General features: G+C 30.3%; 24 protein-coding genes. 13 read left to right on the top strand and 11 right to left on the bottom strand.

Annotated elements, in window-relative coordinates; genetic code table 11:
- Positions 1–1,212 (bottom strand): RsmB/NOP family class I SAM-dependent RNA methyltransferase, encoded by a 1,212-nt coding sequence (locus J1D01_RS05545; RefSeq protein ID WP_421150109.1) that lies wholly within the window; start codon positions 1,210–1,212, stop codon positions 1–3.
- A gap of 80 nt (positions 1,213–1,292) precedes the next feature.
- Here J1D01_RS05545 and J1D01_RS05540 point away from each other — a divergent pair, with 80 nt between their 5' ends.
- The 4 genes from J1D01_RS05540 (at position 1,293) to J1D01_RS05525 (ending at position 4,104) form a co-directional block, all read left to right on the top strand.
- Positions 1,293–1,871 carry an RNA polymerase sigma factor gene (locus tag J1D01_RS05540; RefSeq protein ID WP_421150108.1) on the top strand — a complete coding sequence of 193 codons (579 nt, stop codon included), beginning with the start codon at positions 1,293–1,295 and terminating at the stop codon, positions 1,869–1,871.
- A 40-nt stretch (positions 1,872–1,911) separates the two neighbouring features.
- Positions 1,912–2,241, top strand: a complete 330-nt coding sequence (locus J1D01_RS05535; protein WP_372937137.1) for a hypothetical protein — start codon at positions 1,912–1,914, stop codon at positions 2,239–2,241.
- Complete coding sequence (locus J1D01_RS05530) at positions 2,234–2,731, top strand: Spy/CpxP family protein refolding chaperone (RefSeq protein WP_372937136.1); 498 nt, start codon at positions 2,234–2,236, stop codon at positions 2,729–2,731. The genes J1D01_RS05535 and J1D01_RS05530 overlap by 8 nt, the downstream gene beginning before the upstream one ends.
- 278 nt (positions 2,732–3,009) lie before the next feature.
- On the top strand, positions 3,010–4,104 hold the full coding sequence (locus tag J1D01_RS05525) for a WD40/YVTN/BNR-like repeat-containing protein (protein ID WP_372937135.1): 1,095 nt from the start codon (positions 3,010–3,012) through the stop codon (positions 4,102–4,104).
- A 28-nt stretch (positions 4,105–4,132) separates the two neighbouring features.
- Here the strand turns inward: J1D01_RS05525 and J1D01_RS05520 are convergent, their stop codons facing one another.
- From J1D01_RS05520 to J1D01_RS05490, 7 genes are all read right to left on the bottom strand, one after another.
- Positions 4,133–4,576 (bottom strand): hypothetical protein, encoded by a 444-nt coding sequence (locus J1D01_RS05520; protein WP_421150107.1) that lies wholly within the window; start codon positions 4,574–4,576, stop codon positions 4,133–4,135.
- A 16-nt stretch (positions 4,577–4,592) separates the two neighbouring features.
- Positions 4,593–5,084 carry a hypothetical protein gene (locus J1D01_RS05515; RefSeq protein WP_421150106.1) on the bottom strand — a complete coding sequence of 164 codons (492 nt, stop codon included), beginning with the start codon at positions 5,082–5,084 and terminating at the stop codon, positions 4,593–4,595.
- A gap of 33 nt (positions 5,085–5,117) precedes the next feature.
- On the bottom strand, positions 5,118–5,660 hold the full coding sequence (locus J1D01_RS05510) for an RNA polymerase sigma factor (RefSeq protein WP_372935644.1): 543 nt from the start codon (positions 5,658–5,660) through the stop codon (positions 5,118–5,120).
- Between the two features lie 295 nt (positions 5,661–5,955).
- Positions 5,956–7,815, bottom strand: a complete 1,860-nt coding sequence (locus J1D01_RS05505; protein WP_421150105.1) for an ABC transporter ATP-binding protein — start codon at positions 7,813–7,815, stop codon at positions 5,956–5,958.
- Positions 7,815–9,545 (bottom strand): phospho-sugar mutase, encoded by a 1,731-nt coding sequence (locus J1D01_RS05500; RefSeq protein WP_421150104.1) that lies wholly within the window; start codon positions 9,543–9,545, stop codon positions 7,815–7,817. Before J1D01_RS05500 ends, J1D01_RS05505 begins: the two co-directional genes overlap by 1 nt.
- A 110-nt stretch (positions 9,546–9,655) precedes the next feature.
- Positions 9,656–10,603, bottom strand: a complete 948-nt coding sequence (locus tag J1D01_RS05495; protein ID WP_421150103.1) for a glycosyltransferase family 2 protein — start codon at positions 10,601–10,603, stop codon at positions 9,656–9,658.
- Between the two features lie 43 nt (positions 10,604–10,646).
- The gene (locus tag J1D01_RS05490) at positions 10,647–11,180 is read right to left on the bottom strand and encodes a DUF4199 domain-containing protein (protein WP_421150102.1); all 534 of its coding nucleotides are present in this window, start codon (positions 11,178–11,180) and stop codon (positions 10,647–10,649) included.
- A gap of 160 nt (positions 11,181–11,340) precedes the next feature.
- On the opposite strand from J1D01_RS05490, the gene J1D01_RS05485 reads away from it, so the two are divergent.
- The 3 genes from J1D01_RS05485 to J1D01_RS05475 all read left to right on the top strand — a co-directional run bounded on the left by J1D01_RS05485 (position 11,341) and on the right by J1D01_RS05475 (position 13,352).
- The gene (locus tag J1D01_RS05485) at positions 11,341–11,592 is read left to right on the top strand and encodes a type B 50S ribosomal protein L31 (RefSeq protein ID WP_347925314.1); all 252 of its coding nucleotides are present in this window, start codon (positions 11,341–11,343) and stop codon (positions 11,590–11,592) included.
- Between the two features lie 145 nt (positions 11,593–11,737).
- Positions 11,738–12,913 carry a GlmU family protein gene (locus J1D01_RS05480; RefSeq protein ID WP_372935633.1) on the top strand — a complete coding sequence of 392 codons (1,176 nt, stop codon included), beginning with the start codon at positions 11,738–11,740 and terminating at the stop codon, positions 12,911–12,913.
- A 106-nt stretch (positions 12,914–13,019) separates the two neighbouring features.
- Positions 13,020–13,352: a hypothetical protein gene (locus J1D01_RS05475; RefSeq protein WP_372935631.1), complete on the top strand. Its 333-nt coding sequence runs from the start codon at positions 13,020–13,022 to the stop codon at positions 13,350–13,352.
- Here the strand turns inward: J1D01_RS05475 and J1D01_RS05470 are convergent.
- The gene (locus J1D01_RS05470; RefSeq protein WP_421150101.1) at positions 13,349–14,968 is read right to left on the bottom strand and encodes an ABC transporter substrate-binding protein; all 1,620 of its coding nucleotides are present in this window, start codon (positions 14,966–14,968) and stop codon (positions 13,349–13,351) included. The genes J1D01_RS05475 and J1D01_RS05470 overlap by 4 nt on opposite strands.
- Positions 14,969–15,053: 85 nt before the next feature.
- On the opposite strand from J1D01_RS05470, the gene mtaB reads away from it, so the two are divergent.
- Positions 15,054–16,388 (top strand): tRNA (N(6)-L-threonylcarbamoyladenosine(37)-C(2))-methylthiotransferase MtaB, encoded by a 1,335-nt coding sequence (gene mtaB, locus J1D01_RS05465; protein ID WP_372935627.1) that lies wholly within the window; start codon positions 15,054–15,056, stop codon positions 16,386–16,388.
- Between the two features lie 105 nt (positions 16,389–16,493).
- The gene (locus J1D01_RS05460; protein ID WP_372935625.1) at positions 16,494–16,877 is read left to right on the top strand and encodes a hypothetical protein; all 384 of its coding nucleotides are present in this window, start codon (positions 16,494–16,496) and stop codon (positions 16,875–16,877) included.
- A 63-nt stretch (positions 16,878–16,940) separates the two neighbouring features.
- On the opposite strand, the gene J1D01_RS05455 is transcribed toward J1D01_RS05460, so the two are convergent.
- Positions 16,941–17,237 (bottom strand): GNAT family N-acetyltransferase, encoded by a 297-nt coding sequence (locus J1D01_RS05455; RefSeq protein WP_372935623.1) that lies wholly within the window; start codon positions 17,235–17,237, stop codon positions 16,941–16,943.
- Positions 17,238–17,358: 121 nt separating this feature from the next.
- Between J1D01_RS05455 and J1D01_RS05450 the strand changes: the two genes are divergently transcribed.
- Genes J1D01_RS05450 through J1D01_RS05435 form a run of 4 tightly spaced genes read left to right on the top strand, consistent with a single transcriptional unit; the run spans position 17,359 to position 20,436 of the window.
- On the top strand, positions 17,359–18,024 hold the full coding sequence (locus J1D01_RS05450; RefSeq protein WP_421150100.1) for an alpha/beta hydrolase: 666 nt from the start codon (positions 17,359–17,361) through the stop codon (positions 18,022–18,024).
- Positions 18,025–18,059: 35 nt separating this feature from the next.
- Positions 18,060–18,980 (top strand): lytic transglycosylase domain-containing protein, encoded by a 921-nt coding sequence (locus J1D01_RS05445; RefSeq protein WP_372935648.1) that lies wholly within the window; start codon positions 18,060–18,062, stop codon positions 18,978–18,980.
- A gap of 1 nt (position 18,981) precedes the next feature.
- Positions 18,982–19,902 (top strand): phospholipase D-like domain-containing protein, encoded by a 921-nt coding sequence (locus tag J1D01_RS05440; RefSeq protein WP_421150099.1) that lies wholly within the window; start codon positions 18,982–18,984, stop codon positions 19,900–19,902.
- 39 nt (positions 19,903–19,941) lie between these two features.
- Positions 19,942–20,436 (top strand): phospholipase D-like domain-containing protein, encoded by a 495-nt coding sequence (locus J1D01_RS05435; RefSeq protein ID WP_421150098.1) that lies wholly within the window; start codon positions 19,942–19,944, stop codon positions 20,434–20,436.
- Here J1D01_RS05435 and J1D01_RS05430 read toward each other — a convergent pair whose 3' ends face one another.
- On the bottom strand, positions 20,437–21,561 hold the full coding sequence (locus J1D01_RS05430) for a PepSY-associated TM helix domain-containing protein (RefSeq protein WP_421150097.1): 1,125 nt from the start codon (positions 21,559–21,561) through the stop codon (positions 20,437–20,439).
- Positions 21,562–21,681: the final 120 nt, after the last annotated feature.

Genomic DNA, 21,681 nt, shown 5'->3' with positions numbered 1-21,681 from the left:
TTATTTTTTTTCTAAAAGTGCCATATAAAAACCATCATAACCAGATTCGTGTGCTAGCACTTTTTTGTCTTTTACAAAGTTAAACTCTTTTCCTAAATCTGTGGTTAAAAAGGTGTTAACTTGTTTTTCGTTTTCTGAAGGTAGCACAGAACAGGTAGCATAAACTAGTTTTCCGCCTGGTTTAACCATTTTAGAATATTTTTGTAAAACCTCTTGTTGAACAACTTTAATTCTATCAATAAATTCTGGTTCTAATTTCCACTTAGCATCGGGGTTTCTTCTTAAAACACCTAAGCCAGAACAAGGGGCATCAATTAAAACACGGTCTGCTTTATTGTAGAGTTTTTTAATGGGTTTAGTTGAATCTATTACTTTCAAATCTATGTTATGAACACCGTTACGTCTGGCTCTAATTTTTAATTTTTTGAGTTTACTTTCGTAAATATCCATAGCAATAATTTGTCCTTTGTTTTCCATTAAAGAAGCTAAATGCAAGGTTTTTCCACCGGCGCCAGCACAAGTATCTACTACTTTCATACCGGGTTTTACGTCAAGCATTTCAGCAACTAATTGAGATGAAGCGTCTTGTACTTCAAAAAATCCTTTTTTAAAAGCATCGGTTACAAAAACATTAGCACGTTCTTTTAACTTCAATGCATAGGGGTAACCTTTAATGAATTCTGTTTCTATATTTAAATCAAACAATTCGTTTTGTAATTGTTCTTTAGTTGTTTTAAGTGTATTTACTCTTAAAATTACATCGGCTTGTTGGTTTTGAGCAGCAATTTCTTTGGTCCATTTTTCTTCGCCTAATTCATCTACACCAATGGCATCCATCCAATCTGGGATAGATTCTCTAAAAACCCTTATTTTAGAAAGTTCATCAAAACGTCCTTTAATTTTTCTGGTTGGCGTGTTTTCAAAATATTTCCAATCTGGTAATTTAATACCTTTTAATGTTGCCCAAACTGCAAACATACGCCAAAGATTATCTCTATCAAAAGGTGCTTTAACTTCAGCAATTTCAGCATATAATCGTTTCCAGCGTACGATGTCGTAGGTGGTTTCTGCAACAAAAGCACGGTCTCTGCTTCCCCAGCGTTTATCTCTTTTTAAAAGTTGTTGTATAACTTTGTCGGCATAATTGCCTTCGTTAAAAATAGAGGTTAAACCATCTATAACTGCAAAACATAAATTTCTATGTAATCTCATTTTTTTACTTAATCAGGGAGCAAAGGTAAGGTTAATTAGTGTATTAATTTTAACTATTTTAGCGGTTTAAACTTGCTTTTTTGGAAGAAGAAAAATTTATACAAGAATTAAAGGATGGTAAGAAATTTGCGTATAGTAAATTAATAGAGCTGTTTGAGCAAAAGGTTTTTACTACCTGTATTTCATTTGTTCCAAATAAAGAAGATGCCGAAGACATTGCCCAAGAAGTTTTTGTTGAGGTTTTTAAATCTATAAACAAGTTTAAAGAGAACTCAAAACTTTCTACTTGGATTTATAGAATTACCACTAATAAATGTTTAGAGTTTATTAGGAAAAAAAATACTAAAAAGCGCTTTGCGTTTTTGCAATCTATTTTAGGAAATGAAATCCCTTTTGATAAAACACAGTATTTTACAGAAATGAATCATCCGGGTATATTATTAGAAAATCAAGAGCAAAGTGAAATACTTTTTAAAGCAATTAATAAACTTCCTGAAGACCAAAGAGTAGTATTTACTTTAAGTAAAATAGATGGTTTTAGTAATAAAGAAATAAGTGAAATTACTAATAAAAGTGTGTCTTCTGTAGAGTCTTTAATGTTTAGATCTAAAAAGAATTTAAAAAAACTTTTAGAAAATTATTACAAAAAAAATATGTAACGCAAGTTTTTAAAAAATATTGCATCTAAAAAAATATAACATGAAAACAACTAATAACATACATGAAAAAATTAATAGTACGCTTAGTGTTTGCGATACTATTGGTGATGTAAAGGTATCTCCTTTTTTTAAAGACAAGACCATGCAACGTTTGTTTGAAGAAAAAGAAGAAGAAACAGTATATTCGTCTTGGTTTGCAACTAAATTACAGTTAGCAACCTTATTGTGTTTTGTGGTGTTAAACGCTTTGGCTCTCATTAGGCTAAACTCTACTAACAAATATGATGTTAATGTAAATGAATCAACAAATTTATATGGGTTATTTTATGATTCAGAAACATCAATTTTAATCAATTTAAAAGATGAATAAAAAAAATATCCTATTATATATATTATTAGCTTTCTTAGTTGTTGTAAATGGTTTTTTCTTGTATAACTATTTAGTGCATCCAAAAGGAAAAGATATTAGAAGAGGTTCTAACGGGCCTAACGGATTTATAGCAAAAGAATTGCATTTTTCTGATAAACAAATGATGAAATTTGAAGAAATTAATAATAGACATCATGAAGAGATGCAATCTTTATCAGGAAATACAATGCAATTTAGAGATGAGCTTTTTAATCTTGTTTTTAATGAAAATGCAACAGAAAGTGATATAGACTCTGTTATGAATTCAATAGCAGAATTAGATATGAAACGCGAAAAATTGAAATTCTATTATCTAAGAGATATTAGGAATATTTGCAACCAAGAGCAAAAAAAGCAACTTAAAGAAATATTAAAAGATGTATTTAAACGAGGAGGGAAAGGAGCAAGACCACCTAAAGAAAGACATGGACCTCCAATTCCTAGGCCTTAGTTTTCTATAATTTAATTAGACTCTCATTTAGTTATGAGAGTTTTTTTTGAAAATGTTTAATATGGGCGCAAGTTTTTCACAATTTTCGCATCAATATATTATAACGTAAATGTAAAAGATGAAGGTTAATAAAAAGGCTTTAGTGATAAGTCTGGTGTTTTTAGTGATTATGTTGTTGATTTTGAATATTATATTGATAAATAAAGCGTAATGTTTTTCTAGTAGAAGAAAGTTACTTTTTTCAAAAGGTTTCATATTTTTATAAAAAACTAATTTTTATGAAACCATTTGTTTTAGTAGTAATAGTATTTTGTTTTTTTTCTTTTAAAAACGAATTATTACAAAAAGATAGAAATTTCAATGATGTTAAAATTGAAACTTTAATAAAAGATTCAACTTTAAACGTAAGAGCTTTAGAGATTATTAGATCTAAATTTACAGCGCCTATTTATTTAACTTCAAAAGGCGAATTAGGAATTATCACGCCTAACCTAGTTTATAATCATGTAGATTCATTAAAAAATAGGCCTTTTTACATTCATAAAACAAACTTATCATCTAATACTCATAAACTAAATTTTAGAGCCTTAGCTGTTAATGAAAATAATGGTTATGGAATCACTATAGGGAGTCCAGCATTATTATACAGTTTAAATGCTGATTTGAATAAAAACAAATTGGTTTATCAAGAAAATCACCCTAAAGCTTTTTATGACTCTATGGATTTTTGGAACGAAAATGAAGGCATTGCCATTGGAGATCCAACAGATGATTGCATGAGTATTATAATAACAAGAGATGCAGGAACAACCTGGACAAAATTACCTTGTGATAATTTACCAAAAGCAAAAAAAGGTGAAGCAGCATTTGCAGCAAGTGACACCAATATAGCAATAGTAGGTAACCATACTTGGGTAGCTACAGGGGGCAAGGTGAGTAGAGTTTTGTATTCGCCAGATAAAGGTAAAACATGGGAGGTTTATAACACACCTATCATGCAAGGAAAAGAAACTACAGGTATTTTTTCAATTGATTTTTATGATGAGTTAAATGGTTTTGCTATTGGTGGTGATTATACTAAACCAGATGATAATACAGCAAATAAAATTAAAACTGTTGATGGAGGTAAAACATGGCAACTAGTAGCTAAAAATAAAAATCCAGGATATAGAAGTTGTGTGCAATATATTCCTAATAGTGGCGGTAAAGAATTGGTTGCTGTTGGTTTTAAAGGGATTGATTATAGTAATAATTCTGGTGAAAACTGGAAGCATTTAAGTGATGAGGGTTTTTATACTATTAGATTCTTAAATGATTCTGTTGCTTATGCTGCTGGAAATGGAAGCATTTCTAAACTTACATTTATAGAATAAAAAAAGAGAAGTAAAACTTCTCTTTTTTTTATTTTCTATTTTCATTTTTACGGTTTTTCCACCGTTCTAAAATTTTTCTTTTAAAATCTTCTTCAGCAACTCTAAGTTTAATTATTTTTTTTGCAGATAATATTGTCTTTAATTTTGCTGCGTATTCTTGTTTGTATTTATGTTCCTTTAATTCTATACTATTTATTTTTTTAATAAATTCTAAGGCTTTCTCTTCAGTTAAAGTTTCAATATTACTTTTTAATTCTTTTCTTAAAGCTCGCATGTCTTGGTATTTAAGTTTAGACATTTTTTTATTGTGGTCATTGTAAACAGGCCAAAATTTTTGAGCTTCTTGTTCAGTTAAATCTAATTGTTCTGTTATAAATGATACTTTAAGCGCATGTATTTTATCACGGTCTTTCTGCGCAGTAATATTTAATGAAAATAAAAAGATTAAGATAGGGAGTATATGCTTTTTCATTTTAATTTTTTTTCTGTTAATATAAATCTTCTAATTCTATATTGTCTAGAATGTAGTTTTCAACAGTTTCTTCTTCAAAATTAAACTCTACAAAATTCTCTTCTGTTAATTCATCATCAGACAATAAAGAGGCTATTTCATAGGTTTCTATATTTTCGTTTAAAATATAATTTTCAACTGTTTCATTATCTAAGTTATCAAAAGAGGGCTTGTTTTCAAAGATTGAAAGATTAAATAGTAATAAAATTGCAGCAGCAATACTAGATGCGTAAATAATATTTTTTCTGCTAAATAATTGAATTACTTTGGGAGCCTTTTCTTCTGTTACTTTATCTAGAATGCTGTTTTCTAGAGTGTCAAAATAATTGTTTGGTGTATTAAAACCAGACTTGGTAGCAAGTTCTTTTAATTTTAACTCACTCATAATATTATTTTCAAGTGAATTAAAATACCCTTCAGGAGTTTTAAAACCGCTTTCTTTTATATTATGTATTCTATTCTTTTTCATCTTATATGTAAGACTAATAAACTTTATAAAGGTTTAATTTTTAGTTAAATAGGTTTCAATTTTTTTTACTGCAATATGATAAGATGCTTTTAAAGCGCCTTCAGAAGTTTCTAAAATATCAGACATCTCCTTGTATTTTAAGTCTTGAAAATATTTCATGTTAAAAACTAATTGCTGTTTTTCTGGTAGTGTGGCTATGGCTTCTTGCAATTTTAATTGAATTTCATCTCCTTCAAAATAGGTGTCAGATTTTAAATTATTTATTGCTAGTTGTTGAGCTTCTTCACTAGTAATTTGTAATCTTTTAGCATTTTTATTAATAAATGTAATAGACTCGTTAGTTGCAATTCTGTACATCCAAGAGTACAACTTACTATCTCCCTTAAAGTTATTAATATTTTTATAAATTTTAATAAAGGTGTTTTGTAATACATCGTCAGTGTCATCATGAGACTTAACAATATTACGGATGTGCCAATAAAGACGTTCTTTATATTGCGTAATTAACGCTCTAAAAGCCTGTTCTTTATGGGTGCTAGATTGTAGTTGTTGTAATAATTCTTCTTCGTTTTGCACTAACAAAATTTAAACTTTAGACTACTAAATATAGTAAAAGTTTAAGCTTAAATGGTTTAAAATTTTATTAAATACTAATGGGTTGTTAATCAGTTTATTACGAATTATAAAATCGATGAAATACATTAAAAAACGATAAAATGCATTTTTTTCTTGCTGTGTGTTTCTATTTGTTATATGTTTGTATCAGAAACCTACTTGTGTTGATAGTCGTCCCCAAGTCTATCAATGAATAAAAAAAAGGATAGAAGCCCAAATCTCTATCCTTTTTTATTTTTATAATGTGTATACTTACTTAATCTAAGCTTTGCATGTCAACAAGTTTTTTATAGGTGCCATTTTTGGCAATTAGTTGGTTATGTTTTCCTTGTTCTACTATTTCACCTTTGTTTAAAACAACAATTTCATCGGCATTTTGAATAGTTGATAGGCGGTGAGCAATAACAATAGATGTTCTGTTTTTCATCATGTTTTCTAGTGCTACTTGTACTAAGCGTTCACTTTCTGTGTCTAGGGCAGAAGTAGCCTCATCTAAAACCATAATAGGAGGACTTTTAAGTACTGCTCTAGCAATGCTTAGTCTTTGTTTTTGACCACCAGATAATTTGTTTCCAGAGTCGCCAATATTTGTTTCAATAGTATCTGGTAACTCTTTTACAAACTCCCAGGCGTTAGCTACTTTTAGGGCATCAATAATTTCTTCGTCGGTAGCGTTTTCTTTTCCTAATTTTAGGTTGTTTTTTATACTGTCGTTAAACAAAATAGCATCTTGTGTAACAATACCTAATTGTTTTCGTAATGAAGTCATTGTTAGATTTTTAATATCTTTACCATCAATTAAAATGCTGCCTTTGTTTACATCATAAAACCTTGTTATTAAGTTAGCTAATGTAGATTTTCCACTTCCCGATTGTCCTACTAAGGCAACCGTTTTTCCTTTAGGAATAGTTAAAGAAAAATCTTTTAAAACATACTCATCATCATATTTAAACGATATGTTTTTAAACTCAATTTGAGAGTTAAAATCTGTTTTTACTATGGCATTAGGTTTGTCTTTTAAAGGGGTTTCTCCATCAAGAATTTCTTGAATACGCTCTGCAGCAGATCCTCCTTTTTTAACATTAACTAATCCTCTTGAAAAAGCTTTAGCAGGTGTAAGTATATTATAGGCTAAACCAATATAAACCAAAAATTTACTTCCTGTTAAAAAAGAGCCAGAATCGTCACTTAAAATAAGATTGCCTCCGTACCATAAAATAACTGCAATCATACAAATACCTAAAAACTCACTTGTAGGTGATGCTAAACTTTGGCGAATTAAAAGTTTGTTAGAAAAATTATAAAATCGTTGAGTTGATGCTTTAAATTTATTGTTAAAGATTTTTTCAACATTAAATCCTTTTATAATTCTTAGCCCGCCTAGTGTTTCTTCTAAAGTAGATAAGAAAAGCCCTTGTTCTTTTTGAACACGATCTGATTTTCGTTTTAAACTTTTGCCAATTTTAGAAATAACAAATCCTACAATAGGAATAAAAATAAATACAAACACAGTAAGTTTTGTACTTATAATTAGCATAGCTATTAAAGAGAAAATTATGGTTAGAGGTTCTCTAACAATAAGTTCAAGAACGGGTAACATTGAATATTGTAGGTCGTTAACATCACCAGTAACACGGGCCATAATATCTCCTTTTCTTTTTTCTGAAAAATAAGATAATGGTAAATCTAATATCTTTTTGTAAACAGTATTTCTTATATCTCTTATAACGCCATTTCTTAAAAATACCATAAAATAGTTGGCTAAATAGCCAGAAATATTTTTGAGTAAAAACGCTATTACTATTAAGAATATAACAAAAATTAATGCTTTAGATTTGTCTCCGCCAGTAAAAACATGCATTTGGTAGGCTAATAAGTCGCCAAAATAATCTCCTATTTCCCAGATACCTGTATAAATAGGTTCTGTTGGGTTAGAAATAATAGGTTCTCCGGTACAAGGATCTATGTTTTTTTCGAATATAACGTCAAGCATAGGCTTGAGAGCTACAAACGAAAGGGTGCCAAATAAAGCAAAAAACACATTAGAAATAATGTGTCCTATTGCAAAACGTTTATAAGGTTTAGCGTACCTTAGTATATTAAAAAAGTGATTCATTAAATGAGATTCATGTCTTTAAGTATGGAATCAATTTTAGAGTCTAGTGCTTTTTCGGTTACTTCAAAATCAGAAACTGAATTTAATTTGGTATTTGCACTAACATAAAATTTTATTTTTGGCTCAGTTCCACTAGGTCTAAGCGCTATTTTGCTTCCATCTTCGGTGTAATAAATTAATACGTTAGACTTTGGAATATCTATTGCTGTTTCTTCGCCAGTAACCATGTTTTTAGCAATCGACAATTGATAGTCTTCAACTTTTACAACTTTAGATCCGTTAACTTCTGTTAAAGGATTTTTTCTAGCATCAATCATCATTTGTTTTATTTCCTGGGCACCTTCTATTCCTTTTTTAGTTAATGATACTAATTTTTCTTTGTAGAAACCATGTTCTACATAAAGTTTTATAAGTTCTTCATAAACAGAGCTACCATTGGCTTTTGCATTTGCAGCAATTTCTATGGCTAATAGAGTAGAGGTTACGGCATCTTTGTCTCTAACAAAATCACCAACCATAAATCCAAAACTTTCTTCTCCACCACCAATAAAGTTTAATTCTGGATAATCTTTAATTAACTTAGCTATCCATTTAAAGCCTGTTAAAACTATTTTACTTTCTACACCGTAGGCTTCAGCCATTTTGGTTAACATTGGAGTAGAAACAATTGTTGATGCTATAAATTCTTTGCCTGTAATTTTACCTTCATTCTTCCATAATTTTAAAAGAATATCGGTCATCATAACCATGGTTTGATTACCGTTTAAAAGTACAAGTTCGTTTTTACGATTTCTAACAGCTACTCCCAATCTGTCGCAATCAGGGTCTGTCCCAATTACAATATCGGCATTAACTTCTTCGGCTAATTCTAAAGCCATTTTTAAGGCAGCAGGTTCTTCTGGGTTAGGAGAGGCTACGGTAGGAAAATCACCATTAGGAACTTCTTGTTCTTTTACAATGTGAACATTTTTATAGCCAGCGCGTTTTAAAGTTTCTGGAACTGCTGTAATAGAAGTTCCATGGAGCGAGGTAAATACAATGGTTAAATTGTCTTTGGCTTCTTGAGTTAACCCTAAGCTTCCGTTTTTTACAGAGGCTTCTATAAATACATTGTCTATTTTATCGCTAACGTAGTTAATTAAGCTATCATTAGCCTTAAACTTGATGTCTGCATAATCTAATTTGTTAATAGTATCAATAACTGCGGCATCATGAGGTGGAACTAATTGTCCGCCATCTTGCCAATAAACTTTGTAACCATTATATTCTGGTGGGTTGTGAGATGCTGTTAACACTATTCCGCAGTGGCAATTTAAATGTCTTACTGCAAAAGATAACTCTGGAGTAGGACGTAAATCTTCAAACAAATATACTTCAATACCGTTGGCAGAAAACACATCGGCAACAACTTTCGCCAAAGTTTTACTGTTGTGTCTACAATCATAAGCAATAACGGTTTTAAGTTTTTCATTAGGGAAAGATTCTTTTAAATAATCACTTAAACCTTGTGTGCTTTTTCCTAAGGTGTATTTGTTAATTCTGTTGGTGCCAACACCCATAATACCACGCATGCCACCTGTACCAAACTCTAGGTCTTTATAAAAACTTTCTTGAATGTCTTTAGGATTATTGGCTATACTTTCTTTTATGATTTGTTGTGTGTCTTCATCAAAAGTTGGGGTTAACCAAGTGTTTATTCTCTCTAAAATTTTTGGCTCAATGTGAATCATAGCTTAGTTATAAAGTTATACTACAAAAGTAATTAAATAGATTGAAACTTAGGTTTAAAAAAATGTAATAAAACGTTAGAAAGCTTTACTTAAAAGGTTGTTTTAAATTTCTATAAATTCAAATTATCTTTAACGGTATATCGTTTTTTGCCTTGTTTGGTTCGTAAAATAATTTCGCCTAAAAAGCCAGCAACAAAAAACTGTGTGCCAATAATCATTGTGGTTAGGGCTATAAAAAATTGTGGGCGTTGGGTTATGAGTCTTCCTGTTGGATTTAAAAATAATTTGTCTATGCCTAAATAAAAGGCAAAACCAAAACCAATTATAAACATAATAACCCCTAAGGCACCAAATAAATGCATGGGGCGTTTACCAAAACGCGATAAGAACCAAATGGTTATTAAATCTAAAAAACCATGGATAAAGCGATCTATGCCAAATTTGGTAACACCATATTTTCTAGCTTGATGCTGAACAACTTTTTCACCAATTTTTGTAAATCCAGCATTTTTTGAAAGTACAGGAATGTAACGGTGCATTTCACCATTAACATCAATGTTTTTAACAACATCAAGTTTATAGGCTTTTAAACCACAGTTAAAATCATGAAGTTTTACACCAGAGGTTTTTCTTGCAGCCCAATTAAATAGTTTAGAGGGTAAGTTTTTTGCAATTACAGAGTCGTAACGCTTTTTTTTCCATCCAGAAACTAAATCATAATCATCATTAACAATCATATTATATAATTCTGGAATTTCTTCGGGACTATCCTGTAAATCGGCATCCATAGTAATAACAACATTACCTACAGCTTTATCAAAACCAGCATGTAAAGCTTGAGATTTTCCAAAGTTTTTTAAAAATCTAATTCCTTTTACAGCTTTGTTTTTAGAAGCAAGTTTTTTAATAGTTTGCCAAGAATTATCCGTACTACCATCATCTATAAAAATAATTTCATAAGAAAAATGATTGGACTGCATAACATTGGCAATCCAATCATGTAATTCTTTTAAAGACTCTTGTTCGTTAAGTAGTGGTATAACTACAGATATGTTCATTTAAGAAATTTCAAAAAATTTGATAGCTTCAAAAATAATGAATTTATTCTGTCTCGGGTTTATTTTTCTTCATTATTAGAGCTATAATTAACCCTACAACACTAAAGCCTGCAAGTTGCCAAATAATAGATTGAGCTATATTACTAATAGAATACATATTGCCTTGAGCTTCCATTTTCTCTACGGTTTCAGCAATAACTTCTGCAGGAACATTAAAGTTTTCTAACCTTTGTACTTGGGCGTCCATTATTTTCTCCTGCAATGTAGTAGCAGCTTCAGGGTCAATAAAATTGAAAATAATGATACTAACTAAAGAGCTAATAACTAAACCTAATAATATGGTAATAAAATAAGATGTAAAAGCATTTTTAAAACTAATATAGCCACCTGATGCCTTTTTTGATTTTAAAATTGAAATAATTCCAAAAACAATAATAATAGCTATTAAAGAGAGTCCTAGCCATATTTGAGTAAATAAGTCTAAGCTAACAGCATATCCAATAGCTGTTACAGCAGCTAAAGTTGCGCCAAGGTAAATACCATAATCTTTAGCTATAGATTTAAAAGATTTTTCCATTATATATTTTTGTTTAAAATGTTAGTTGTACGGTTAGTATTCAAAGATACCAAATAGTTACACAAAAAGCAGAAATAAAAATTAACAAAAAAGTATTGTTTATTTGTAAAGAATACTTAAATTTGCACCTCGAAAAATTAAAGATTTAAAGCGTAAAGCGATGAAAAAAGGTATACATCCAGAAAATTATAGATTAGTAGCATTTAAAGATATGTCTAACGATGATGTGTTTTTAACAAAGTCTACTGCAGATACTAATGAGACTATTGAAGTTGATGGTGTTGAGTATCCACTTGTAAAAATGGAGATTTCAAGAACATCGCATCCATACTATACTGGTAAATCTAAATTAGTAGATACAGCAGGACGTATTGATAAGTTTAAAAATAAATACGCTAAGTTTAAAAAGTAAACTTAACGAATATATTATACCATTGAGCCTTTCTATTGCAGAAAGGCTTTTTTATTTTATGCTTTTAACATACATTTGACTACAAAACAGCAATTAAGCTATAAAGTAATATGCTTTTAACTTAACCTTTAACTTTTAAATTGCTATGAATTATATCCTTTTTGATGGCCCCTCACGGAATAATTTATTACCATTTACTTATACAAGACCGGTAGCCGATATTAGAATAGGTATTTTAACCATTAGAGAAAAATGGGAAACCTACTTAGATACCACCACAACCACAATAACAGAAGATTATTTATCAGATAAATTTCCTATGGTTGAAATGGAAACTAATGTGATGATAAATGCATCTTACCTTCCAAACTTAGAATTGGTTGAAATGGTTAAGGCGTTAAAAGAAAACCAAGCTATTTTTAAAGGAGAAGATGTTATAGCTTTTTATGCAAAAGAAGGAGAAGAAGACATAAATTTTGATACCTACCAAGCATTAGAGTTTGAAGACGATTGTTTAAAGGTTGAAAATACTTGGGACATTTTTTCTAAAAATGATGAAGCCATTCAAGAAGATTTCAATTTAATTACTAAAAACAGAACATCTCAACCCATACCAGAAACAACAGTAGCCTTTCACTCAGAAAACATTTTTATAGAACAAGGAGCCAAACTTCCATTATGTTCTTTAAATGCCGAAAAAGGCCCAATTTATATAGGAAAAAACACAGAGATTATGGAAGGTGCCATGATAAGAGGTCCGTTTGCTTTGTGTGAAAATGCTATTGTAAAAATGGCAGCAAAAATTTACGGGCCAACAACCATTGGCCCACATAGTAAAATTGGAGGAGAAGTAGATAATGCTGTTATTTTTGGCTACTCCAGTAAAGGACACGATGGGTTTTTAGGAAATTCGGTTTTAGGAGAATGGTGTAATTTAGGAGCAGATACCAACACCTCTAATCTAAAAAATAATTATGCCGAAGTTAGATTGTGGGATTACCAAACAGAAAGTTTTGTAAAAACTGGCATACAATTCTGCGGTCTGTTAATGGGAGATCATAGTAAAGCAGGTATCAACACTATGTTTAACACAGGTACAGTAGTTGGTGTTAGTGCCAATGTGTTTGGTAGCGGTTTCCCCAGAAATTTTATACCAAGTTTTAGTTGGGGCGGTAGTGCAGGTTTTACAACTTATTTAACAAAAAAAGTATTTGAAGTAGCCAAAGTTGTAATGGCAAGACGTAATCAAGAATTTACAGAACAAGACAAACAAATATTAGAACACGTTTTTCAAGAAACAAAAAAATACCGAAGAGATTAGTTTTTTGGGCGTTACCCTATCGGGTCGGGCTTTCCGCGTTACACGGTAACTTGCTGCAATCCCTAACGCAATAAAACCTCTGTTAATTATTAAAAGGATTAAAATTATGTTACATCTACTACTTCTATATTTTATTGGGAAAAGATTTTATGATTTGGCAACTGAGTACAACCAAAAAAAATGGTTATACGCTATTTTAAGTGTAGTGGTGTATTATGCTGCTGCTTTAGTTTTGGGGTTTATATTAGGAATTTTAGATGCTTTGTTTGACTGGGGCATTGATTGGGATAATAGTTTTGGTTGGAGTTTATTAGGCATTCCTGCAGGTTTACTAGCCGTTTGGGGATTTTACACAATACTAGAAACCAAATGGAAAAAATCTGTTGTAATTGTTAAAGACGAAATTCAAGATATTGGTAAAAAAACAGAAGAAGATTAGTGTTTTTCAACCCGCCTTAAATCTAATAGATTAATAGGGTTTATGCCTAAACCTTTTATGTTTTTTCTGGTAAAACGTATTACTTCGTCATAGTATAAAGGCACCATAATAGCATGGTCCATGGCTATAGAATCTATGGTTTTATATAAATGTTTACGCTCATTAATATCAGTAATGGTAAAGGCTTTGTTGTACAAGCTATCAACGGTTTTGTTTTTAAAATGAAAATAATTAGAGCCATTAGGTGCAAAATTTTTGCTGTAAAAAATAGAAAGGTAGTTTTCGGCATCTAAATAATCGGCAATCCAAGAGCTTCTAAACATATCAACTTTTCCGTTAGAGCGTGCACTTCGTAAAGAGGCTTCGGGCATTACGTCAACATTAATAGTTAAGCCAACTTTTTCTAATTCTCTTTGAATAAACTCACAAAAACTTAAATAATTACTAGTGGTTACCAATGTAATTTCTGGGGTTTTTATGCCACTTTCTTCTTTAAATTGGTCTATAAGTTGTTTTGCTTTTTTTGGCTTATAAGTATAACCGTTAGATGCATTATAACCTGCTAGCCCAATGGGAATAAACCCTCCATTAGCAGGATTACCAACACCATTATTTAAGTAAAGCATCATTTTTTTTCGGTTAAAACCGTAGTTAATGGCTTTTCTAATAAGTTTAGATTGTATTTCGGGAGTTTCAGAATCTAAGTAAAACCCAAGATATTCGGTGTTTAGGTAAGGGCCTCTAATCATATTTACGCTATTAGCGTATTTATCTCTAAGTTTCCCATCGGCAGTTAATAGTTCGTCTTTATAAGAAGCATCTAAACCAGAAATAAAATCTATATTACCCTGTGCAAATTGTAAAAATTCACTCTGCTTGTCAGGTAAAAAAGTTAATGCAACAGCTTCTAAATAGGGAAGTTGGTTTCCAATACTATCTTTTTCAAAATAAAGCTCGTTTTTTCTAAGAACTAGTTTTATATTTTCTTCCCATCTTTTAAATTTAAAAGGACCTGTGCCAATAGGGTTTGCTCTAAAATCAATACCGTAATGTTCAACAATTTCTTTAGGAACTACAGAGCAATATTTCATGGTAAGTAAACCAATAAAAGCAGGAAAAGGTTGTTTTAATTCAATTTTAAAAATAGTATCATTTATAGCCTTAAAGTCTTTTACTTTGTTTAAAACCCAACTTCCTGGAGCTGCTATTTTTTCATCCCTTAATCGGTTTAAACTATATTCAAAATCTTTAGCATTAACAGTTCTAGTAGAGTCTTTTCCAAAAAGAGGGTGTTTATGAAAATAAACATCATTACGTAAAACAAAGGTGTAAGTAGTAGCATCATCAGAAATAGACCAAGATTTTGCAATACAGGGTTTTATATTCAGAGCACTGTCTAATTGTACTAAGCCATTATAGAGTTGATTGTTTATAGAGTTGTCTTGAAGTGTTCTTGAAAAAGCAGGGTCTAAAGTATTAATGTTAGCATATTCATTATATCTAAAAACTAAATGGTCTCTACTATTGTTGTTGTTATTTCCACAAGAAACAAAAAGGATTACTATACAACTAATTGAAAAGTAGTTTGTTAATAGGTTTGTAATACGTTTTATCATGTAACTTATTAGTTGTAAATTTGCAGTCTTTTAGCTGTAAATATAAATTTAAAAAGTCCCTGAAACAAGTTTGGGCTCATTTAAAGTGAATAACAAAAAGGTAGCATTTTATACATTAGGATGTAAGTTGAATTTTTCTGAAACCTCTACCATTGCCAGAAGTTTTGTAAACGAAGGTTTTGATAGGGTAGATTTTTCTGAAAAAGCCGATATATATGTAATTAACACATGCTCTGTAACTGAGAATGCCGATAAACGATTTAAAAGTATTGTTAAGCAAGCACAAAAAGCTAATGATAAAGCTTTTATTGCAGCGGTTGGGTGTTACGCACAATTAAAACCTAAAGAGTTAGCAGATGTTAATGGAGTAGATTTGGTGCTTGGAGCCACCGAAAAATTTAAGATAACAGACTATTTAAATGATCTTACCAAAAACGATTTTGGCGAAGTACATTCATGTGAAATTGAAGAAGCTGATTTTTATGTTGGGTCTTACTCAATAGGCGATAGAACCCGTGCTTTTCTGAAGGTTCAAGATGGTTGTGATTATAAATGTACCTACTGTACCATCCCGTTAGCGCGAGGTATTTCTAGGAGTGATACCATGGAAAATGTGCTTAAAAATGCCAAAGAAATTTCAGCAAAGAACATTAAAGAAATTGTACTTACAGGTGTTAATATTGGCGATTATGGTAAAGGCGAATTTGGTAATAAAAAACACGAACACACCTTTTTAGATTTAGTTACAGAGCTTGACAAAGTTGAGGGTATTGAGCGTTTACGCATTTCATCAATTGAGCCCAATTTACTAAAAAATGAAACTATAGATTTAGTGTCTAAATCTAGAGCATTTGTACCGCATTTTCATGTGCCATTACAAAGTGGAAGCAATGAAATTCTCAAAAAAATGAAGCGCAGATACATGCGTGAATTGTATGTAGACAGGGTTGCTAAAATAAAAGAAGTTATGCCACATGCCTGCATAGGGGTAGATGTTATTGTTGGTTTTCCTGGAGAAACCGATGAGCATTTTTTAGAAACTTACAATTTTTTGAATGAGCTAGATATTTCATATTTACACGTATTTACTTATTCTGAAAGAGATAATACCGAGGCTGCAGAAATGGATGGTGTAGTGCCAAGTAATGTGCGTAGTAAACGTAGCAAAATGTTAAGAGGTTTATCAGTTAAAAAACGTCGTGCATTTTATGAAAGTCAAATAGGAAGTAAGAGAACCGTATTATTTGAGAGCGAAAATAAGGAAGGTTACATTCACGGATTTACAGAAAATTACGTTAAGGTAAAAGCGCCTTGGAATCCTGAGTTAGTTAATACCCTTCATGAGGTTGAACTAACTAAAATTGATGACGACGGATTGGTGCGTTTTGAGTTTATAAATACTTTAGTTTTAGATAAATAGTTGCTTTAATCTGTTTTTATTAAGGTTAAACGATTTTTTTTGATACAAAAGGGTAGTTGGTAGTATGTTAGTTGCGAAATTAATTTCACCCAAATAACCTAACCAATGAAAACCTACAACCCAATATTAATATTATTACTTTTTTCTGCGTTCTTTCTATCTTGTTCTACAGAACAAGTTGATGAGTATAATAATGTAATAGGTGTTTGGGAAAACTTAGAAGTTTCAAACAACACCAATACAACACGCAGCTTAACATTTGCCTCAAATAAAACAGTTAAGAGTATTCTTAAAATAGAGGAATTATCAGGAGAAATAACTTCAAGTACAGCTATTTATGATTGGAGTATTGATGGTAACTCAATAACTGTAAATGATGGTGAGAGCCAATGGGTTTATGCAATTACAGCAAACTCTCAATTGGTGTTAAATGATGAACAACAAAACTTACTCTATAATAAAATTTCAGATGTAGTAGATAACTACTAATAAAAAAGCCGAGATATAAATTATGTTTCGGCTTTTTTTATGTTTTATATTTAAATAAAACTTTTAAATTCTCACTCCAACAGGTAGCATACGTTTGTACTTTCTGTTACTTCTAACAAATTTTGCAATTTCGGGGCTTGTAGGTACCACACTTAAATTACGTTCTCTAATTTGTTCAAAAACAGCAGAAATAAACTCTTTGCTAAAATTTTCGTCTTTAATTTCCTCTGGAATGATAAGCTTCGTTAAAAAGATTTTACGCTCTTGAAGCGAATATTCAATTTTTGCTAAATGATTATCAACTTTAATTTCAAATTGGCGTAAAAAATCATTATCTACTAGTTCAGCAACATCAACCATTTGTATAAATTTTTTAATTTAAGCGGAGAATTAAAACAAGCAAACTATGTTTGTCTTAGTTTTCTGTGCAAAATTACTAAAAAAAAACCTTAATGTAAAGAAAAAGTTAAGTTAATGCCCTATGAGTCAAGAACTAATCCATGTGTATTTAATGCCAGGTATGGCAGCAAGCCCTTTAATTTTTGAAAACATAAAACTTCCTAATGATAAGTTTAAAATTCATCATTTAGAATGGGTTATTCCTTTTGAAAACGAATCGCTTACTAATTACGCATTGCGTATGACAAAATTTATAAAATATGGTAACGTAGTTTTAATAGGGGTGTCTTTTGGCGGTGTTTTGGTTCAAGAAATGAGTAAACATATTAACATTAAAAAACTAATAATTGTTTCTAGTGTAAAATCTAAAAATGAAATACCAAAACACATGCAGCTAGCAGCAGTTACAGGTGCATATAAATTATTGCCAACCCAATTAGCAAGTAAGATTGATGTTTTAGAAAAATATGCTTTTGGAAAAAATTTTACCAAGCGCTTAAAATTGTATAAAAAATACCTTTCTGTTAATGATAATCAATACTTAAGTTGGGCAATAAAACAAATGGTTAATTGGAATCAAGCAGAACCGCCAGCGGGTATTATTCATATTCACGGAGAACATGATGCTGTTTTTTCAATTAGTAATATAACAGATTGTATTACAATACCAAAGGGAACACATATTATGATTATTAATAAATATAAGTGGTTTAATAAACATTTAGCCGATATTATACTTGAAAATTAATTCACATTTAGTAATTTTAGACAAAACTTTTTATGATGAAGATAGTAGAACGCCTTTTAGCGTGCGTGGGATTGTTAAGTTTATGTTTTCTATTTATTTATGCCCTTCAAGATGCACCTACTGATGAAAATTTTGAAAAAAAACTCATAAACGATTATAATGTTTATGCACTTCAGGTTCCTGAAAATTTAGATTTTGCAGGAGAACCATTGCCTTTAAATAATCCTGATATTTTAGAACGAATGGATAGAGAGCTATTGGTAAATACCTATTGGCAATCTAACGGGTTATTAATGTTTAAACGTTCTAAAAAATATTTTCCTGTTATAGAGCCTATTTTAGCTAAATATGGCATTCCAGATGATTTTAAATATTTAGCCGTTATAGAAAGTGGGTTAACAAATGCCGTGTCTCCAGCAGGGGCAAGAGGTGTGTGGCAAATTATGAAAGCCACCGGAAAAGAAAATGGTTTAGAGGTTAATACTAATGTAGATGAACGTTATCATTTAGAAAAAGCTACAGAAGTTGCATGTAAATATTTGTTAAAGGCTAAAGAGAAATTAGGTTCTTGGACATTAGCTGCAGCTGCATATAATGCAGGACAAGCAGGAATAGCACGTAGGTTAAAAGAACAAAAAGTTTCAAATTATTACGATTTATTATTAGGTGAAGAAACAGGCCGCTACATATTTAGAATTGTAGCCTTTAAAGAAATTTTATCTCACCCAAATAAATATGGCTTTAATTTTAGAGATAAAGATTTATACACCAATATTCCAACTTATAAAGTTGAAGTAGATACTGCTGTAACCGATTTTTCAAGTTTTGCACAAAAATTTGGTATTAATTACAAAATACTAAAGCTACATAATCCTTGGTTAAGAGAACCACATCTTAACAACAAATCAAGAAAACTTTACCAGATAGAAATACCCAAAGAAGGGTATTATCAATAAAATGCTAGAGTATGTAAAAGATAACTGGTGGAGTATATTAATTATCTTTAATTACTTAATAGCGGCGTCTGCTGTTATTACTATAATACTTAAAAATTTAAACCCAACAAAAACACTATCCTACATTGTAGTTTTAGTGTTTTTTCCTTTTTTGGGGCTTATTGTTTATTATTTATTTGGTCAAGAATACCGTAAAAATAAAATATTTAGCAAAAAAGGTTTACTAAATAAAACTGTTATAAAATCCATTCATAAAGAATTAGAATTAAGTAGTGATGAACTTAATGATGTAAATAATTATTTAGATGAAAAAGTTAAGTTAGTAAGGCTTTTATATAGCAATGAAAATGAACTATTAACATTAAATAATGACGTAGACATTATAATTAATGGTAATGATAAGTTTGAAAAGTTACTAGCCGATATTAAGCAAGCTAAACACCATGTACACTTAGAGTATTACATTATTAAAGATGATACTATAGGTAGCCAATTGCTAAATTTACTTTGTGATAGGGCGAAAGAAGGTGTTACAGTTAGATTGAGTTATGATGATGTAGGAAGCAAAATTTCAAAGAAAATGAAGTTGAAGCTAAGTAATGCAGGTGTTCATCATTATCCTTTTATGCCGGTATTTTTCTCTACGCTTACCGGGAAAATGAATTACAGAAATCATAGAAAAATAGTAATTATTGATGGAAAAATAGGCTATGTTGGCGGTATAAATATTAGTGATGTATATGTAAATGATAATGGTACCAGATATTGGCGTGATACACATTTAAGAATTGTTGGAGATGCCGTAAAATCGTTGCAAATTCACTTTTTGTCAACATGGAAATTTGTTTCAAAAGAAACCATAACTCAGTTTAAACCATTTTTTCCAAAACTAAAGACTTTAAATACTAAAATAGGATTGTAAATTGCAGGTAGTGGTCCAGACACAGATTGGGCTAATATTATGGAATTATCCATAACAGCTATTATTACAGCTAAAAGTTATGTTTATATTACAACACCGTATTTTGTTCCTAATGATGAAATGATATCTGCCATTCAAATTGCAGCTAAAAGTGGGGTAGATGTACGTTTAATTATTCCTGAAAAATCAGATTCTTGGATGGTAAAACATGCGTCAAATTCCTTTTTAGAGGCTTTGTTTAAAGCCAATGTTAAGGTGTATAAATATTATAAAGGCTTTATACATGCAAAAACCATTGTAGTAGATGATATATTTGCCATGGTAGGTACTTCTAATATGGATTATAGGAGCTTCAATATTAATTTTGAAATCAATTCAGTAATTTATAATGTTGAAAAAAGTAAACAATTAAAAGCGCATTTTTTAGAAGATTTAAAACATAGCAATGCGGTAGATTATAACACCTATGCCAAACGATCAAAATTTGAAAAACTAAAGGAGTCTTATTGTAGATTGTGGTCGCCCTTAATTTAATTATTTTTTCTTTTTCTTCTTCTTAAGTTTATTAATCCAAATAATAGTACCAGTAACGGGTAAACTAGTAGCAATTAAGCATGCTAAGAAATATAATACTTTTGATAAGGTTCCGTAAATTTCTCCAGTGTGTAATGGTTTAATAAGAGAGGCTATTTTAACATTTAACGGTTTTTTGTTAAAAATATCTACAGCTAAAACAGCACCTGTTTGGTCTATATAAATTTTATCAGTAGTTACAGGAGACCAATTGTTTTCATCGGTTTTTCTAAAGGAGTAGTAATTATTTCTTTTGTTTGGTAAAGAGACGCTAAGTTTACCATTATAATTAAGTGTATTATTAGCAGTTTGTATAGCCTCATCTATAGAAATAATGTTTTTATTTGAATTAGATATTGTCAACTCAGGCGAAGACCTATTAAAAATTTTAGCACCAATTAAACTACTTAACCCGTTTCGGTAGCCTTCAAAAGACCAGCATAAACCTGTAATACCCATAATAACAATAAAAATACAAGCGTAAAACCCTAGTGTATTGTGTAAATCATGATTAATACGTTTCCAGTTAGCATTGGTTTTAATTTTAAATCCATGTTTAAAGTTTTTCCATTTTAACTTTCTAGGAAACCATAATATAATTCCAGAAATTGATAGTATTAAAAATATTATTGTGGCAACCCCTACAATGGGTCTACCTATTTTCATATCAAGTAATAGCCATCGGTGTAATTTAAACATACTTAACAAAAAGGCATCTGCACTTGTTTTTTTAACCGTTTGTATTTCACCAGAATAAGGGTTTACTAATACCGAACTACCACGCCTTTCTTTAGGGTCTTTTTTAACTGAAAAGGTATATGCCTCGTTGCTGTTGTTAGGTATGCTTAAGCCTGTAACAAAACCTTTATTGCTGTTTTTTACTATTTTAATTAACTCTGTAACGCTTTTTTTGTTTTCAGTTTTTTCAATTTGTAATTTGTTTGAAAATAGATCTTTTATTTCATGTTCAAAAGCTAAAATAGTGCCACTAAAACAAACTAAAAATATAATAATGCCACTACCAATACCTAGCCACAGGTGAATATCATTTATAAGTTTTCTAAATGTATATGTGTTTTTTTTCATATTAAAATGAGCACTTTAAGCCTGAGTTAATTATTTTAGGCAAATCTATATTTTAAAAACATATCTTCAAAATTTATTTAGACTAATTATAAATAGTTTTTTTGTAGAAATTTTAATTTC

This window comes from Seonamhaeicola sp. NFXS20, assembly GCF_049132085.1.
Classification (GTDB): domain Bacteria; phylum Bacteroidota; class Bacteroidia; order Flavobacteriales; family Flavobacteriaceae; genus Seonamhaeicola.
The sequence above is the reverse complement of the archived record's forward strand: the minus strand, read 5'-3'. Positions and strand labels throughout refer to the sequence as shown.